18 protein-coding genes are annotated in these 15,054 nt (G+C 74.3%); 7 read left to right on the top strand and 11 right to left on the bottom strand.

Annotated features, from left to right (window positions below; all coding sequences use genetic code 11):
• Position 1: 1 nt before the first annotated feature.
• Positions 2–322 (bottom strand): hypothetical protein, encoded by a 321-nt coding sequence (locus tag AB0398_RS18200; RefSeq protein WP_366376202.1) that lies wholly within the window; start codon positions 320–322, stop codon positions 2–4.
• An 88-nt stretch (positions 323–410) separates the two neighbouring features.
• Positions 411–599 carry a hypothetical protein gene (locus tag AB0398_RS18195; RefSeq protein ID WP_366376200.1) on the bottom strand — a complete coding sequence of 63 codons (189 nt, stop codon included), beginning with the start codon at positions 597–599 and terminating at the stop codon, positions 411–413.
• 255 nt (positions 600–854) lie between these two features.
• Here AB0398_RS18195 and AB0398_RS18190 point away from each other — a divergent pair, with 255 nt between their 5' ends.
• On the top strand, positions 855–2,918 hold the full coding sequence (locus AB0398_RS18190) for a UvrD-helicase domain-containing protein (RefSeq protein WP_366376198.1): 2,064 nt from the start codon (positions 855–857) through the stop codon (positions 2,916–2,918).
• Between the two features lie 10 nt (positions 2,919–2,928).
• On the opposite strand, the gene AB0398_RS18185 is transcribed toward AB0398_RS18190, so the two are convergent.
• The 3 genes from AB0398_RS18185 to AB0398_RS18175 form a co-directional block, all read right to left on the bottom strand.
• On the bottom strand, positions 2,929–3,834 hold the full coding sequence (locus AB0398_RS18185; protein WP_366376197.1) for an aminoglycoside phosphotransferase family protein: 906 nt from the start codon (positions 3,832–3,834) through the stop codon (positions 2,929–2,931).
• A 140-nt stretch (positions 3,835–3,974) separates the two neighbouring features.
• Positions 3,975–4,682 carry a copper homeostasis protein CutC gene (locus AB0398_RS18180; protein WP_366376195.1) on the bottom strand — a complete coding sequence of 236 codons (708 nt, stop codon included), beginning with the start codon at positions 4,680–4,682 and terminating at the stop codon, positions 3,975–3,977.
• Positions 4,683–4,734: 52 nt separating this feature from the next.
• Positions 4,735–5,676: a hypothetical protein gene (locus AB0398_RS18175; protein ID WP_366376193.1), complete on the bottom strand. Its 942-nt coding sequence runs from the start codon at positions 5,674–5,676 to the stop codon at positions 4,735–4,737.
• Positions 5,677–5,875: 199 nt separating this feature from the next.
• On the opposite strand from AB0398_RS18175, the gene AB0398_RS18170 reads away from it, so the two are divergent.
• The 5 genes from AB0398_RS18170 to AB0398_RS18150 all read left to right on the top strand — a co-directional run bounded on the left by AB0398_RS18170 (position 5,876) and on the right by AB0398_RS18150 (position 11,454).
• A complete protein-coding gene (locus tag AB0398_RS18170) occupies positions 5,876–6,163 on the top strand; it encodes a cation transporter (RefSeq protein WP_366376192.1) in 288 nt (95 codons plus the stop codon).
• A 98-nt stretch (positions 6,164–6,261) separates the two neighbouring features.
• Entirely contained in the window at positions 6,262–8,523 is a 2,262-nt protein-coding gene (locus AB0398_RS18165) for a heavy metal translocating P-type ATPase (RefSeq protein WP_366376191.1), read from the top strand.
• A gap of 174 nt (positions 8,524–8,697) precedes the next feature.
• Positions 8,698–9,669: a helix-turn-helix domain-containing protein gene (locus AB0398_RS18160; protein ID WP_366376190.1), complete on the top strand. Its 972-nt coding sequence runs from the start codon at positions 8,698–8,700 to the stop codon at positions 9,667–9,669.
• Between the two features lie 100 nt (positions 9,670–9,769).
• The gene (locus AB0398_RS18155) at positions 9,770–11,011 is read left to right on the top strand and encodes a DUF418 domain-containing protein (protein WP_366376188.1); all 1,242 of its coding nucleotides are present in this window, start codon (positions 9,770–9,772) and stop codon (positions 11,009–11,011) included.
• Positions 11,012–11,082: 71 nt separating this feature from the next.
• Complete coding sequence (locus tag AB0398_RS18150; RefSeq protein ID WP_366376186.1) at positions 11,083–11,454, top strand: hypothetical protein; 372 nt, start codon at positions 11,083–11,085, stop codon at positions 11,452–11,454.
• Between the two features lie 25 nt (positions 11,455–11,479).
• Here AB0398_RS18150 and AB0398_RS18145 read toward each other — a convergent pair whose 3' ends face one another.
• The 3 genes from AB0398_RS18145 to AB0398_RS18135 form a co-directional block, all read right to left on the bottom strand.
• Positions 11,480–12,094 carry a LysE family transporter gene (locus AB0398_RS18145; RefSeq protein WP_366376184.1) on the bottom strand — a complete coding sequence of 205 codons (615 nt, stop codon included), beginning with the start codon at positions 12,092–12,094 and terminating at the stop codon, positions 11,480–11,482.
• Complete coding sequence (locus tag AB0398_RS18140; protein ID WP_053641508.1) at positions 12,091–12,411, bottom strand: DUF2087 domain-containing protein; 321 nt, start codon at positions 12,409–12,411, stop codon at positions 12,091–12,093. Before AB0398_RS18140 ends, AB0398_RS18145 begins: the two co-directional genes overlap by 4 nt.
• 104 nt (positions 12,412–12,515) lie before the next feature.
• On the bottom strand, positions 12,516–12,794 hold the full coding sequence (locus AB0398_RS18135; RefSeq protein WP_366376182.1) for a hypothetical protein: 279 nt from the start codon (positions 12,792–12,794) through the stop codon (positions 12,516–12,518).
• 167 nt (positions 12,795–12,961) lie between these two features.
• Here AB0398_RS18135 and AB0398_RS18130 point away from each other — a divergent pair, with 167 nt between their 5' ends.
• Positions 12,962–13,486 (top strand): DUF6328 family protein, encoded by a 525-nt coding sequence (locus tag AB0398_RS18130; RefSeq protein WP_366376180.1) that lies wholly within the window; start codon positions 12,962–12,964, stop codon positions 13,484–13,486.
• An 86-nt stretch (positions 13,487–13,572) separates the two neighbouring features.
• On the opposite strand, the gene AB0398_RS18125 is transcribed toward AB0398_RS18130, so the two are convergent.
• The 3 genes from AB0398_RS18125 to AB0398_RS18115 all read right to left on the bottom strand — a co-directional run bounded on the left by AB0398_RS18125 (position 13,573) and on the right by AB0398_RS18115 (position 14,960).
• Complete coding sequence (locus AB0398_RS18125; RefSeq protein ID WP_366376178.1) at positions 13,573–13,887, bottom strand: hypothetical protein; 315 nt, start codon at positions 13,885–13,887, stop codon at positions 13,573–13,575.
• Positions 13,888–13,974: 87 nt separating this feature from the next.
• A complete protein-coding gene (locus AB0398_RS18120) occupies positions 13,975–14,157 on the bottom strand; it encodes a DUF397 domain-containing protein (protein WP_366376176.1) in 183 nt (60 codons plus the stop codon).
• Positions 14,154–14,960 (bottom strand): Scr1 family TA system antitoxin-like transcriptional regulator, encoded by an 807-nt coding sequence (locus AB0398_RS18115; protein ID WP_366376175.1) that lies wholly within the window; start codon positions 14,958–14,960, stop codon positions 14,154–14,156. Before AB0398_RS18115 ends, AB0398_RS18120 begins: the two co-directional genes overlap by 4 nt.
• Positions 14,961–15,054: the final 94 nt, after the last annotated feature.

Raw genomic sequence — 15,054 nt, 5'->3', positions numbered from 1 at the left:
CTCAGTCCAGGGCGGCGAGGAACGGGCCCGCGAACGCCAGGGCGTACTGGGCGGCGACGAGCGCGCGGCGTGGCACGGCGAGGGCGGCCGCGCCCGCGGCGGCTCCGAGGGCCAGGGCCCAGAAGCCGGCGGCGAGGAAGCCGTCGTCCGCGCCGTCGCCCTCGATGGCGTCGGTGAGTCCGAGGACGGCGGTGAGCACCAGGCACCCGGCGAGGAGGAGGAACCCGCAGAGCGCGAGGACGCGCGGGGCGCGGGTGCTCGGGGCGGTGGGGGTGGCGGGGTGGTCGGTGGTGGCGGACTCGGTGGTGTGCGGCGTCGTCATGCCCCGATCCCATCAGGGGGCGCGGGGGCCGCGTCAGGCGTCGGGGTACTCAGCCGGGCGGGGCGCGTACTCAGAACGGCGCACGCGCTCAGACGGACGTGCGCCCGGGCGCGTACTTCGGGCGCGGGTCTCTGACCCCCGCCTCCGGCGGGCCGTAGTCGCCGAGCAGGACGACCCCGGCCGCGGCGCCGCCGAAGGCGCGCAGCGCGCGGAGGGCGAGGCCCACGCGGTGGAGGCGGGGGAGGGCGGCCGTCTGGGTGAACGTCGTCGCGGACATGTTTCCATGATGGAATCCGGACATTGCGAACACATCGCCCTGAGGTGCGATCCGGGACGCACCCGGGGTCGGTCTCACGTCGGACCCCGTCCCCTACGGGATGGACGCGGGCGGAAAGCGTTCGCCCCGCCCGGCCCGCAGGGTCTACACTCGCCAGCTTCCCCGCCTCCCCCGTGGAGAGCCGCCGCCCGGTCGGAAACCGGCGGCCACCTCGACGTGTCCGCGTATCCGCGCATCCGCCCCGGAGGCTCCGCCGTGTCCGTGCCCGTGTCCGTGCCCGATCAGCCGCTGTCCGACGACGATCCGCTCGCGCGCGAACGCGCCCATCTGACCGCATCCCGCACCGCCCTGCGCGCGATGCGCGAGGACGTGGAGGCGCTCGACATCAAGGACGTCACCGCGAACTGGGTGAACGCCGTCGTCCTGGAGCGGCAGATCGAGGACCGGATCAAGGCGCTGGCCGACCTGGCCGGGACGCCGCTCTTCTTCGGGCGGCTCGACTACCTGCACACCACGCAGGAGGGACAGCGGTTCTACATCGGGCGGCGGCACGTCCACGACGCCGGCGGCGACCCGATGGTGATCGACTGGCGCGCCCCGGTGTCGCAGCCCTTCTACCGGGCCTCGCGCAAGGACCCGCAGGACGTGGGGCTGCGGCGCCGCTTCGGCTACACGGGCGGCGAGCTCACCGCGTACGAGGACGAGCACCTGTCCGACCCGGAGGAGCTGGAGCGCACCAGCCGGCTGCTCCAGACGGAGATCGAGCGGCCGCGCGTGGGTCCCATGCGGGACATCGTGGCGACGATCCAGCCCGAGCAGGACGAGATCGTCCGGTCGGACCTCTCGGGGTCGGTGTGCGTGCAGGGAGGGCCCGGGACCGGCAAGACGGCCGTGGGCCTGCACCGTGTCGCGTACCTCCTCTACGCGCACCGGGAGCGGCTCGCCCGCACCGGGACGCTGGTCATCGGGCCGAACCGTTCCTTCCTCCAGTACATCGAGCAGGTCCTCCCCGCGCTGGGCGAGCTGGAGGTCAGGCAGGCGACGGTGGACGACCTGGTGGCGCACGTCGAGGTGCGCGGGACGGACGGGGCGGCGACGGCGGTCGTGAAGGGCGACGCCCGGATGGCGGAGGTGCTGCGGCGGGCGGTCCGCTCGCACGTGAGGCTGCCGGAGGAGTCCCTGATGGTGGTGCGCGGCTCGCGCCGCTGGCGGGTCCCGGCGTACGAGATCGAGGAGATGGTGCGGGAGCTGCTCGACCGCGACATCCGGTACGGGGCGGCCCGCGAGGCGCTTCCGCAGCGGATCGCGCACGCCGTGCTCGTACGGATGGAGCAGGCGGGCGAGGCGCCGGACGACCGGGTGCAGAACGCGGTCGCGCGGAACGCGGCGGTGAAGGCGGTCGTGAAGGAGTGCTGGCCGCCGGTGGACCCGGCGAAGCTGGTGCTGCGGCTGCTGAGCGACGCGGAGTTCCTGGCGGAGCACGCCGAGGGGGTGCTGACGGAGGACGAGCAGAAGCTGCTCCTCTGGGAGAAGCCGGGCCGGAGCGTGAAGTCGGCGAAGTGGTCGGCGGCGGACGCGGTGCTCGTGGACGAGGCGAGGGACCTGGTGGAGCGGACGCACTCGCTCGGGCACGTGGTCCTCGACGAGGCGCAGGACCTGTCCCCGATGCAGTACCGGGCGGTGGGCCGGCGCTGCACGACCGGTTCGGCGACCGTCCTGGGCGACCTGGCGCAGGGGACGACGCCGTGGGCGACGGAGAGCTGGGCGCAGGCGCTCGGGCACCTGGGGAAGCCGGAGGCGGTGGTGGAGGAGCTGACGGCCGGTTTCCGCGTGCCGCGCGAGGTCATCGCGTACGCCTCGCGGCTCCTTCCGCACATGTCGCCGGGGCTCGCGCCGGTGGAGTCGGTCCGTGAGAACCCCGGTTCGCTGGCCGTCCGGCACGCGGCGGGCCCGGAGGACCTGGACGCGGACGTGGTCGCGGCCTGCGTCGAGGCGCTGGGCCACGAGGGCTCGATCGGCCTGATCGCCGCCGACGCGCGGATCGCGCCGCTCGCGGAGGCGCTGACGGCGGCGGGCCTGCCGCACCTCTCCCCCGGCGAGGAGACGACGGCCGCCTCCCGGCTGACCCTGGTCCCGGCGTCGCTCGCCAAGGGCCTGGAGTACGACTACGTGGTCCTGGACGAGCCGGCGGCGGTCGTCGACGGCGAACCCGACGAACGCACGGGCCTGCGCCGGCTGTACGTGGCGCTGACGCGCGCGGTGTCGGGCCTGACGGTCGTTCACTCCGCGCCCGTGCCGGAGCAGTTGGGGGAGATCTGATCCGGGGCGGTCAGGTGAGGTCCGCCAGGGCCTCGGTGCGGGTGCGGCGGGCGACCGACGCCAGGACCGGGTTCTTCTCCCGGTAGTACGCCTCGGTGACGACGCCCCAGCACAGGGCCCAGCCCCGGCCCCGGGCCCAGGTGGCGTCGTCGACGCGGGAGGCCTCGCGGAAGAGGGGGCGGGTGGCGGGGGTGAGGAGGGACCAGCCGGCCATCATGTCGCAGGCCGGGTCGCCCGTGCCGAGGCCGCCGAAGTCGATGACGGCGTGCAGGCGTCCGTCGCGGGTGAGGAGGTTGCCGGGGAGCAGGTCGGCGTGGACCCAGACCGGCGCGCCCCGCCACGGCGGGAGGCGGAGCACCGACTCCCAGGCCTCCGTGACGGCGGCGGCGTCGAGCGCGCCGTCCGCGCCGAGGGCCTCGATCGCCGGGGCCATCGCGCCCCGCTCCCAGTCGGTGACCGGGCCGCCCCGGAAGGAGACCGGTCCGCCGGTCGCGTCCGCCGCGCGCAGCGAGACGCCGAAGCGGCCCAGCTCGACGGCGGCGTGGGCGGGGTCGGTGATCGGGGCGTCGTACGCGTCGTCCCCGTCGATCCACGCGCACACCGACCAGGGCCGGTTGAACCCCTCCCCCGGCACGCCGTGCCCGACGGGCACGGGGACGGGCAGCGTCAGGTGCGGGGCGAGACGCGGCAGCCAGTACCGCTCCTTCTCCGCTTGCCCCTCGGACCCCCCGGCCTTCGGCAGGCGTACGGCGAGGCCGTCCCCGAGCCGGAACATGGCGTTGTCCGTCCCCGCCGAGTCCACGGCCCGTACGGGCAGGTGCGCCCAGTCGGGGAACTGCGCGGCGACCAGACGCTCGACGAGGGCGGTGTCGGCGGTGGGGGCGGGGGTCGCGCCGGGGGTGGGGGAAGCGGGCATGCGGGCGAGGCTAGTCGTGCGGCCGGGGCGGGGACCACGCGTTTTCCCGTCCGTGAGCAGGCCCCGGCGCCCGGGTGACCCCCGATGTCGAGACGCCCCCCGATGTCCGGGTGACCCCGGCGCCCAGGAGACCCCCGCACTCAGGAGAGCGGCGCGTCCACCGCCTCGCGCCACGTGCGGACCGCGGCCGCCGAGACCGGGGCCGTCCAGCCCTCCGGGCGGGCCGCGCCGCCGATGTGGAAGGCGTCGAGGCCCGCCGCGCGCAGTTCGGGGAGGTGGTCGAGGCGGAGGCCGCCGCCGACGAGGATCCGGGCCTCGTAGCCGGGCTCGCCCGCACGCGCGGCCTCGGCCTTGAGGGTGGCGAGGCCGTCGTCGACGCCGGTGGCGGAACCGGCCGTGAGGTAGGTGTCGAGGCCCGGCAGGTCCGCGAGGCTCTTGCGCAGTCCGTCGCGGTCGGCGGCGCGGTCGATCGCCCGGTGGAAGGTCCAGCGGCAGCCGTCGAGGACGGCGATCAGCCGCTCGACGGCGACCAGGTCCGGCGCGCCGTCGGGGGTGAGGAAGCCGAGGACGAACTCGTCCGCGCCCGCCTCCCGGAGGTCGGCGGCGCGCGCCACGAGGGCGTCGGTGCCCTCGGGGCCGCCGGCCGAGAATCCGTCGGTGAGCCGGAGCATCACGCGCAGCGGGATGTCGACGGCGGCGCGGATCGCGGCGAAGCCGGCCCCGGACGGGGTGAGCCCGTCCGCCGCCATGTCGGTGACGAGTTCGAGCCGGTCGGCGCCGCCGGTCTGGGCGGCGACCGCGTCCTGCTCGTCGAGGGCGATCACCTCAAGGACTGCACGGTTGCTCATCGAAGCCCATTCCTCCATGAATGACGGCTATAGGTCTAGTCCAATGACCAGCCTAGCCGTGCTCGTGGCCGCCCGCACCGTGCTCGGCCTCACCATCTGCGGAAACGGGTGCCCCGGAAGCGCCCGCCCACACCGTGAAGGCCGCCGTCCGCACCTCGCCGTCGTGCCGGAAGTCCAGGAACAGACGGTACGCGCCCGCGCTGGGCGCCGTCGCCGTGAAGGAGACGTCCGGGCCGGGACCGCCCTCGTTCGGGTGGACGTGGAGGTAGGCGAGGTCGCCCTCGCGCAGGGCGACGAGGTGCCCGTACGCCCCGAGGTACGGCTCCAGGTCGGTGACCGGCTTCCCGTCCTTGGAGACGGTGAGCCGCAGCTCACCGGGCTTCCCGGGGTCCAGGGTGCCGCCGAGGCGGACCTGGTATCCGTCCGTGTTCGCGGTCGGCGCGGCGGCGGGCAGCGGCTTCGGCGCGTACTCCCCCGGTACGGAGACGTCAGCGCCGAGCGTGAGGCCCCGGGCCCCGGGCGCGGCGGGCTTGAAGTCGGCGAAGGCCTTGTAGGGGCCGGCGGCGGGCAGGTCGGTCTCGGCCGTCCAGGTGCCGTCGGCGGCCTTCACCGGGTGCAGGTGCCGGAAGACGGTGAGGTCGCGCGAGGCGACGACGAAGTGCATCTCCTTCTCGTGCTCGGTGGCGAAGGCGGTGACCTTCTTCCCCGCCGCGTCCTCGACGGAGAACTTCAGGACGGTCCGGCCGGGGGCGGGGGTCGGGTCCTCCAGGGCGAGGGTGTAGCCGCCGTCGGAGATCTGGAGACCGCCGGGAGCACTCGGAGCGGGGGCGTCCGGGGTGGGCGCCGTCTCCTTCCCGTGGTCCGGGTGCCCGTCGGCCGCCGGGGCCTTCGCGGGGGCGGCGGACGGGCCGACGGCCGCACCGACCCCGTACGCCGTCCCGAAGGTCGCGGCGAGCGCGGCGGCAAAGGCGGTGATCTTCGCACCGGTGTTCATGACTGCTCTCCCGTAGGTCGTACGCGGGCGGCGCGGGTGACCGCGCCCTGAACCGTTCGACGCATGTCACGATACCCCCAGGGGGTATCAAGTCAAGCCGGGGATCCACTTGCCACGCATACGACCGGGGGGTATACATGGAGTCGTGAGCCGATACCCCCCTAGGGTATCGAGGAGAGAATCTACCGAGGAGGAAGCCATGGGCTCCTGCTGCACCCCCGACCGCGGCTGCTCGACCGGCGCGAACGGCACGGCCACCGTCGCCGTCGCCGACACCCTCACGACCGTCTACGCCGTCTCCGGCATGTCCTGCGGCCACTGCGAGGCCGCGGTCACCGACGCCGTCGGCGCGCTCCCGGGAGTCGTCTCCGTGGACGTCGACGTGGCCGGCGGTCTGGTGACCGTGACCACCGGCGGCGCGCCCGACGACGCCGCGATCGCCGCGGCCGTCGACGACGCGGGCTACGAGCTGACCGGCCGCGCCTGACCGCGCCGGTCCACCGCGTCGGCCCCGGCCGCCGGGGCCGCACCGCACCCCACCCGGGCCCCGGACCCGGACCCGTAACCCCACGAGGAGCAGAGTCCATGGCAACGACGACATCCGGCACGGCTCAGGTCGAGCTCGCCATCGGCGGCATGACCTGTGCCTCGTGCGCGGCCCGCATCGAGAAGAAGCTCAACCGCATGGACGGGGTCGAGGCCACCGTCAACTACGCCACCGAGAAGGCGAAGGTCACCTTCGACGCGGGCGTCGGCGTCGCCGACCTCATCGCCACCGTCGAGGCCACCGGCTACACCGCCGCCGAGCCCGAACCCCCGAGGGACGAGGCCGCCGACGCGGGTCCCTCCGACGAGGAGCGGGCCGACGAGGAGCTGCGGCCCCTCAGGCAGCGGCTGATCACCGCCGTCGTCCTCGCCGTCCCCGTCATCGCCATGGCCATGGTCCCGGCCCTCCAGTTCACGTACTGGCAGTGGCTGAGCCTCGCGCTCGCCGCACCGGTCGTCGTCTACGCCGCCTGGCCCTTCCACAAGGCCGCCTGGACCAACGCGAAGCACGGTGCGGCCACCATGGACACCCTGATCTCGGTCGGTACGGGCGCCGCGTTCCTGTGGTCGCTGTGGGCGCTGTTCCTCGGCACCGCCGGGACGCCCGGCATGACGCACCCCTTCGAGTTCACGATCGCCCGCACCGACGGCGCCGGGAACATCTACCTGGAGGCCGCCGCCGGCGTCACCGCCTTCATCCTGGCCGGCCGGTACTTCGAGGCCCGCTCCAAGCGCAAGGCGGGCGCCGCGCTCAAGGCCCTGATGCGGCTGGGCGCCAAGGAGGTCACCGTCCTGAAGGACGGCCGGGAGGTCACCGTACCGACCGCCGAACTCCGGGTCGGGGACCGCTTCCTGGTCCGCCCCGGCGAGAAGATCGCCACCGACGGCACCGTGGTCGAGGGCTCGTCCGCCGTGGACGCCTCCATGCTCACCGGCGAGTCCGTCCCGGTCGAGGTCGGCGTCGGGGACGCCGTCACCGGCGCCACCCTCAACGCCGGCGGCCGGCTCGTCGTCGAGGCCACCCGCGTCGGCTCCGACACCCAGCTCGCCCGGATGGCGAAGCTCGTCGAGGACGCGCAGAACGGCAAGGCCGCCGCCCAGCGCCTCGCGGACCGGATCTCGGCCGTCTTCGTGCCGGTCGTCATCGCGCTCGCCCTCGGCACCCTCGGCTTCTGGCTCGGCACCGGACAGGGCCTCACCGCCGCGTTCACCGCCGCCGTCGCCGTCCTGATCATCGCCTGCCCGTGCGCCCTGGGCCTGGCCACCCCGACCGCCCTCATGGTCGGCACCGGGCGCGGCGCGCAGCTCGGCATCCTCATCAAGGGCCCCGAGGTCCTGGAGACCACCCGCAGGGTCGACACGATCGTCCTGGACAAGACCGGCACCGTCACCACCGGCCGGATGACCCTCCTCGCCGTCCACACCGCCGACGGCGTGGACGAGAAGGACGTCCTGCGGCTCGCGGGCGCCCTGGAGCACGCCTCCGAGCACCCGATCGCCCAGGCCGTCGCCGCCGGCGCGGCCGACCGGGTGGGCACGCTGCCGGCCCCCGAGGACTTCGCGAACGTCCCCGGCCTCGGCGTGCAGGGCGTGGTCGAGGGCCACGCGGTCCTCGTCGGCCGCGAGAAGCTCCTGGAGGAGTGGGCGATGGCCCTCCCGTCCGGCCTCGGGTCCGCCAAGGACGCGGCCGAGAAGGCGGGGCGGACCGCCATCGCGGTCGCCTGGGACGGCGAGGCGCGCGCGGTCCTGGAGGTCGCGGACGCCGTCAAGGACACCAGCGCCGAGGCGGTCCGGCGGCTGCGCGGACTCGGCCTCACCCCGATCCTGCTCACCGGCGACAACCGGGCGGTCGCGGAGGCCGTGGCCGCCGAGGTCGGCATCGACGAGGTGATCGCGGAGGTCATGCCGCAGGACAAGGTCGACGTCGTCAAGCGCCTCCAGGGCGAGGGCCGTTCGGTCGCCATGGTCGGCGACGGCGTGAACGACGCCGCCGCGCTCGCCCAGGCGGACCTGGGCCTGGCGATGGGCACGGGCACGGACGCCGCCATCGAGGCCGGCGACCTGACCCTCGTACGGGGGGACCTGCGGGCGGCGGCCGACGCGATCCGGCTCTCCCGCCGGACCCTCGGCACCATCCGCTCGAACCTCTTCTGGGCCTTCGCCTACAACGTGGCGGCCCTGCCGCTCGCCGCGGCCGGACTGCTCAACCCGATGATCGCGGGCGCGGCCATGGCCTTCTCCTCGGTCTTCGTGGTGGGCAACAGCCTGCGGCTGCGCGGCTTCAAGGCGACCGACGGCTGAGCGGGGCGGCGCGCGGGGGCCGGGGCCGGAGCCGAGACCGGGGCCGAGGCCGGAGCCCCGGCCCGTCCGAAGCCGAAGCCAGAGCCGAAGCCGAAGCCAGAGCCGGGCCCGTCCGTTTCAGGACGGGCCCGGCTCGCGGGCGCCTCGGCGCACCCCGCTCCGTACACTCCCCGCATGACTTCTGTGGCGCTGGCGGCCCACGACGGGACGATGCTGTTCGAGACCGCGGCGGCCTGCGAGGTGTTCGGCGTGGATCGCGGGATCACCGACGGCTGGTACGACTTCAAGGTCTGCGCGGCGCCGGAGACCACCGCCGCCCGGCTCGACGGCTGGCTGCGGATCGACGCCCCGCACGGCCTCGACGCGCTCGCCGGCGCGGACACCGTCATCGTCCCGTCCTGCTCCGACGTCGACGCCGACCCGCCCGCCGGCCTCCTGGACGCCGTGCGCACGGCGCACGCGCGGGGCGCGCGGATCGTGTCGCTGTGCACGGGCGCGTTCGTCCTGGCGGCCGCGGGCGTACTGGACGGCCGCCGCGCCACCACCCACTGGGCGCACACCGGCGACCTGGCGGCCCGTCACCCCCGGGTCGAGGTCGACCCGGACATCCTCTACGTCGAGGACGGCAACGTCCTGACCTCGGCGGGCAAGGCCGCCGGGATGGACCTGTGCCTGCACCTGGTCAGCGCCGACCACGGCGCCGCCGTCGCCGCCGAACTGGCCCGGCGGCTCCTGGTCCCGGCCCGCCGCGCGGGCGGCCAGGCGCAGTACGTCGCCGCCCCGACGACCGCCGACACCGCCGACGCCTTCGCGGACCTGCTCGCCTGGGCGGGCGCCCGGCTCGACGAGCCCCTGACGGTGCCCGACCTCGCCCGCCGGATGAACATGAGCACCCGGAACCTCACCCGCCGCTTCACCGCGACCACCGGCACCACCCCGCTGCGCTGGCTGCACACCCAGCGCATCCACCGGGCCCAGGAGATCCTGGAGACCACGGACGACAGCGTCGAACTCGTCGCCGTCCGCACGGGGATGGGCACGGCGACGACCCTGCGCCGCCACTTCCACAACGCGCTCGGGGTGCCGCCGGACACGTACCGGCGCACGTTCCGGAGCGCGGCGCGGAGCACGGGGACGGTCTCCTGACGCACCGGGGCCTGCCCCCGGGGAACGTGCCGGGCGCACCCGCACCGAACGCCGTCCGATTACGCTGGTCACGCGGACCGACCACGGGGGGACAGTGCCGGTGACAGCGGCGACGACGGCGACGGACGTACGGGGGGCCCGGCCGCGGATAGCGGAGGTCGACGCCCTCCGGGGCTTCGCGCTCCTGGGCATCCTGCTGGTCAACGCGCCGATGGCGGCGGGCCCGTACGGCCTCCACGGCATCGCCGACCCGGACGCCTCCTCCCTCGACCGGGCCGTGGAGGCGGTCGTCCAGACCTTCGTGACCGGCAAGTTCTTCCTGCTGTTCTCGTTCCTCTTCGGCTACAGCCTCACCCTCCAGCTGGAGTCGGCCGCACGCGACGGCGCCGGGCCCGTGCCCCGGCTGCTGCGCCGCTCCCTGGGCCTGTTCGCCCTCGGGGCCCTGCACGCGGTGCTGCTGTTCTCCGGCGACATCCTCATGACGTACGCCGTGCTCGGCCTGGTCCTGGTAGCGGCGCGCGGCTGTTCGCCGGGGGCGGCCCGGACCGCCGCGCTGATCATGCACGGGTGCGCGAGCGCCCTGCTGCTGCTCGTGGGGCTCGTCCCGCTGCTCATGTCCGACGCCGAAATGGCCGCCGTGAACGCCGGGGTCACCGACGGGTTCCCCGCGCTCGTCGCCGCCTACCGCGGCGATCCCGCGTCCGTCGTGGCGGCCAACGCGGGACTGCTGCCCGAGGTGCTCCTCGCCCTCCCCCTGATGGGCGGCTTCGTCGTGACGGCCTTCCTGGCGGGCCTGTACTGCGGCAAGCGGCGCCTGCTCTCGGACGCGCCCGACGCCGCCACCGCGCGGATCCGCCACCGCCGGACGCGCCTCGTCTGCCTGCTCGGCGCCGCCGTGGGCCTGCCCGGCGGCGTCTTCGCGGCCCTGACCGCGGTCGGCCCGCTCGGCCCCCGCTGGGAGCTACTCGGCCACGCGGTGAACACGGTCACGGCCCCGGCGCTCACCGCCGCGTACGTCTGCGGGATGCTGCTGCTCCTGCGCACGGCGCGCGGCGCGCGGGTGACCGCCCTCCTCGCCCCCGCCGGCCGGATGGCCCTGACGAACTACCTGGCCCAGTCCCTGGTCCTGGCCCTCGTCTTCACCGGCTACGGCCTCGCCCTCTACGACCGCCTCGGCACGGCCGCCGTCACCCTCGGCGCGCTCGCCCTGTACGCCGCCCAACTCGCCCTCAGCGCCAGGCTGATGTCCACCCGCCGGCACGGCCCGGCGGAGTGGCTCCTGCGCACGGTCACCCTGGCCCGCCCGCCGCGCGACCGGGCGGCGCCCCGGGCATCCGCCTGAGCGGCACGAAGGGCGTTCGGGGCGGGTGCGTTCGGGGAGCGCGGTTCCCGGTGCGTCCCTAGGATCGGTCCATGGCCTCTCACCCCCGCTCCCGCCCGGGGACCTCGTCCCTCTCCCTCTGGTCCAGGGACTCGTTCCTCTCCATCGGTTCCGTGGGCTCGATGCTCTCCATCGGCTCGGTGGGCTCCTTCCTCTCCATCGGGTCGGTCGGCTCCGCCCACTCGTTCGCCTCGATCGGCTCCTGGGCGAGCGCCGGATCGGTCGGCTCGGCCCTGTCCGTGGGCTCGGTCGGGTCCTGGCTGAGCGTCGGCTCGGTCTTCTCAGCCCGGTCGAACGGGGCGGTCCTGTCCTGGCGCTCGCGCGGCGGGGTGCTGGCGGCGGGGGCGCTCGTGGGGCTGGCGGGGGCGGCGGCCCTGGCGGCGGGAGCGCGGCGGGGCCGCTGACCGGCCCGGCCGCCCCCGGCCCCGCTCAGACCACCACCCCCACCGCCAGCGCCACGATCAGCGCGCTCGACGCGAGGGCCGTCGCCAGGCGGCCCCGGGGGCCCGTGACGGTACGGCCCAGGAGCGTGCCCGTTCCCGCCAGGAGGAGCTGCCAGCTCGCGGAGGCGGCGAAGGCCGCGAGGACGAAGGCGGCGGCCCCGGCCGGGCCCGTCGCCGGACGGCCGCCGAGGACGAGGGCGGTGAAGTAGAGCACGGTCAGGGGGTTGAGGACCGTGATCCCCAGGAAGGCGAGGAACGCGCGCCGGGGAGCCGGCGGGAACTCCCGCCCCGGGGCCGTACCGCCGCGGTACGCCCGTACGGCCCGCCACGCGGAGTGCGCCGCGAGCGCGACGAGGACCAGGGCCGAGCCCAGGCGCAGGGGGGCCGCCACCGGGGCGAGGAGGGGGACGAGGGCCGCGCCGCCGAGGACGGCCAGCAGGGCGTACAGCCCGTCCGCGGTGGCGATGCCGAGCGCCGCGCCCGCTCCCGTACGCCACGGGGAGCGGGCCGCGACCGCCACCAGGTGGGCGCCGACGGCGCCGACCGGGATCGCGATGCCGTAGCCGGCCAGGAGGCCGGCCACCACCGGGCCCGCCGTCACGCGACGGCGGGGATCGCGCCTCCGGGAGTGCCGGTCCGCTGCTGTCGGCGGTAGGCGGCGCCGTCCTTCGTACGGGAGAGGAAGCCACCGGTCACGAGGTAGCGGCGCAGGGCCGGGAAGTCCTCGTGCACGCCCTTCAGCGCCTCGTTGACCTCGGACTCGCGGTAGGTCCGGCCGGTCTCGAAGAGGGTCGCGGCGAGGTGCGCGAGCAGCGCCTCGCGGCGGGCGGCCCGGCGCGGGACCGCCTTGAGGCGCCCGTCGGCGGCGAACAGGTCCGCGACGGACGCGACGGGCGGGTGCGGAGGATGACTGGTCATGGACGAGGAGCCTGGCCCCCGGGCCCCGCCCGCCGCAAAGGGTTTTCGACGGACCCGCGCGCCGGCGGTGCGGAAGGGTTTCGGCCGGGTCGTCCCGCGCGCCGTCAGCGCAGGACGACGTTCACGGCCTGCTGCACCGTCGGCAGCATCGACGAGATGCCGGCCCGCTCCATGATCGGCCGTGCCCGCTCCACGAAGGCGAGGAACTGGTCCTCGGAGTCCCAGAAGTCGACGACCTTCCAGCCCCCCTCCCCGTCGGGCCCGGCCGCGTGCGCGATGAGCCCGTCCGCCGGGAACCAGTCGGTGCCCCCGAGCTGCCGCATGATCTCCTCGTACTGCTCCTCGGTCCCACCGGGGATCTCGACGGTGACGATGACGGCCATGGTGTCGCTCCTGTACGCGCGGAGGGTGTCCCGCCCAGCACAGCAGCCGCCCCCGGGACCCGCACGGGGGCGGGGCCGAACGGACGAAGGGGCACGCCTCGCTCCCCGCGCGGGGCGGTGGGAGACTTTCCGTAGGGGCCGTGGGGAGACCTCGGCGAGGAGCGCGTATGGCACCGGAACCGGAAGGCGGCGGGGACGCCGTGCCCGGCCCCTCCGACCGGCGCCGGGGGCGCGACGAGTCGCCCGAGGAGCGCGCGGACCGGATGTGGGCCGACCTGCTCCAGGAGCTGCGGGTGGCCCAGACCGGCGTGCAGATCCTCTTCGGCGTCCTGTTCATCGCCGTCTTCCAGCCCGCCTTCACCGACCTGGGCGACACCGACCGTGCCCTCTACGTCACCGCGGTCGTCCTGGGCGCGGCCAGCGCGGGCTCCCTCATCGGCCCGGTGTCCCTGCACCGGATGGTCGCGGGCCGCCGCATCAAGCCGCAGACGGTGGTGATCGCCGCCCGGATGGCCCGGACGGGGCTGCTGCTGCTCGCGGTGACCACCGTCCTGACCCTGCTCATGCTGCTGCGGGTGGCCCTCGACGACGTGCTCGCCGCGTGGCTGGCGGGCGCCGTCGGTATCTGGCTGTTCACCCTGTGGTTCGCGCTCCCCCTCTGGGCGAGACGCCACTACACGAGCCGGGAGTAGCCCGGACGCGCCGCGGCGTGACGAGACCCTGGAGTGCCGGAGCGGTCAGACCGCGACGAGCCGGACCCGGGTGCCGCACAGCCTGCTCATGTCGTCGAGGACGAGTGTTTCGGGCGCCGGCTTGCGGCGGGCCACTGGTCCTCGTCCGCGAACACGTCGTCGAAGACCTGGCGTGCCCCGTGCCTCGCCTGATCGGAGACCGGCCCTTTGCGGCTCTCGTAGTCCGCCAGGTACTCGTCCAGCACCTGGCCCCGCAGTTCCCGCTCGACAGCCGCCGCGATGAACGCGGAGAACTCGCGCTTACCGACTCGGGCCCGGATCGCCTCTACCGTTCCTTCCGGCAGCGAAAGGCTGACACGCGTCGCCGGGCCTTCACCGATGTCGTACGTCGTCTCGGACATGCGTCCAGCGTGTCAAACGAGTGGGAGAAGCGAAACGGGCGCTCCGCGGCGTGACGAGCCCCTGGAGTGCCGGGATGCCGGGAGCGGTCAGACCGCGTGCGTCCGCGCGAACGCGGTGAACGCGGACCAGGCGGCCGGGGTGGCGGTCAGCTCGCCCCTGGCGTGGTCCTTGGTGTCCCGGACGTGGACGAGGGGGAGGTTGTCGGCGACCTCGACGCAGTTGTCGTTGTTCCCGCTGTACGTGCTCTTGTGCCACGTGGGCTCAGTCATCGTGCATCTCCAAGTACGTCACGCATGAACTTTCGCGATTCCTCGACCCCGAGCGCGTCGGCGTGGAGCCGATCATAGATCTTCTGGAAGAGAGCGACCTCTGTCGCTTCGATCACGTAGCGGCCGATGCCGAACCCCTCGGTGTAGGCGGTCCGATCACCCGAAGGCAGGGTCAGCAGGCTCACCGATCCACGGATGACCGCGCGGTCGGTGCGCAGGACCTGCACGTTGATGAACGGCCTTTCGGTGGCTTCGAGGAGCCATTCGATCTGGTCACGCATGACCCGCTTCGACCCCATCACCTTCGTGAAGGCCGACTCGTCGAGGACGACCCACAACCAAGGCGGATGCGGCCCGTCGAACACGGCTTGGCGTTCACTTCGCCGCTGCACGGAGCTTTCGATGTCGGTGACTTCGTCGGGGTCTTCCAACTTCATGATCGCTCTCGCGTACTCCGGGGTCTGGAGCAGGCCCGGTATCACCGGAGAGAACTCGTAGACGGCCAGCGCCCGCGCCTGGTCCCTGAGGAACCCCTGCGCGTAGTCACGGAAAGCGACCCGGTCCCGGATCGTCAGCAGGTTCGTCAGCTTCCCGCTCAGCTCAAGTACTTGGTCGATCTGGCGCCCGAGCTTCAGGTCCGGCGGATCACCGTTCTCGATCTCGGAGATGCGCGTCGTACTGCTGAACACCTTGGCCGCGAGGTCCTGTTGACGCCACCCGAGCTGCTTGCGTGCGTCCCGAACCAGGTCGGCGATGAAGCTCTCCAGGCTCTCGCTCGGGTCGATCTCGTTCTCCGCGGGCATATGCCACGTTCCCCGTTCCCCTCCGGAAACCCAACTCCTGGTGAGCGTAGGACGGCACACGCCATCGTGAAGGCGTCCGGAGAAGATCCACCAG

This window comes from Streptomyces sp. NPDC086147 (assembly GCF_040702165.1).
GTDB lineage: Bacteria > Actinomycetota > Actinomycetes > Streptomycetales > Streptomycetaceae > Streptomyces.
This window is presented reverse-complemented; position numbering and strand designations above follow the sequence as displayed.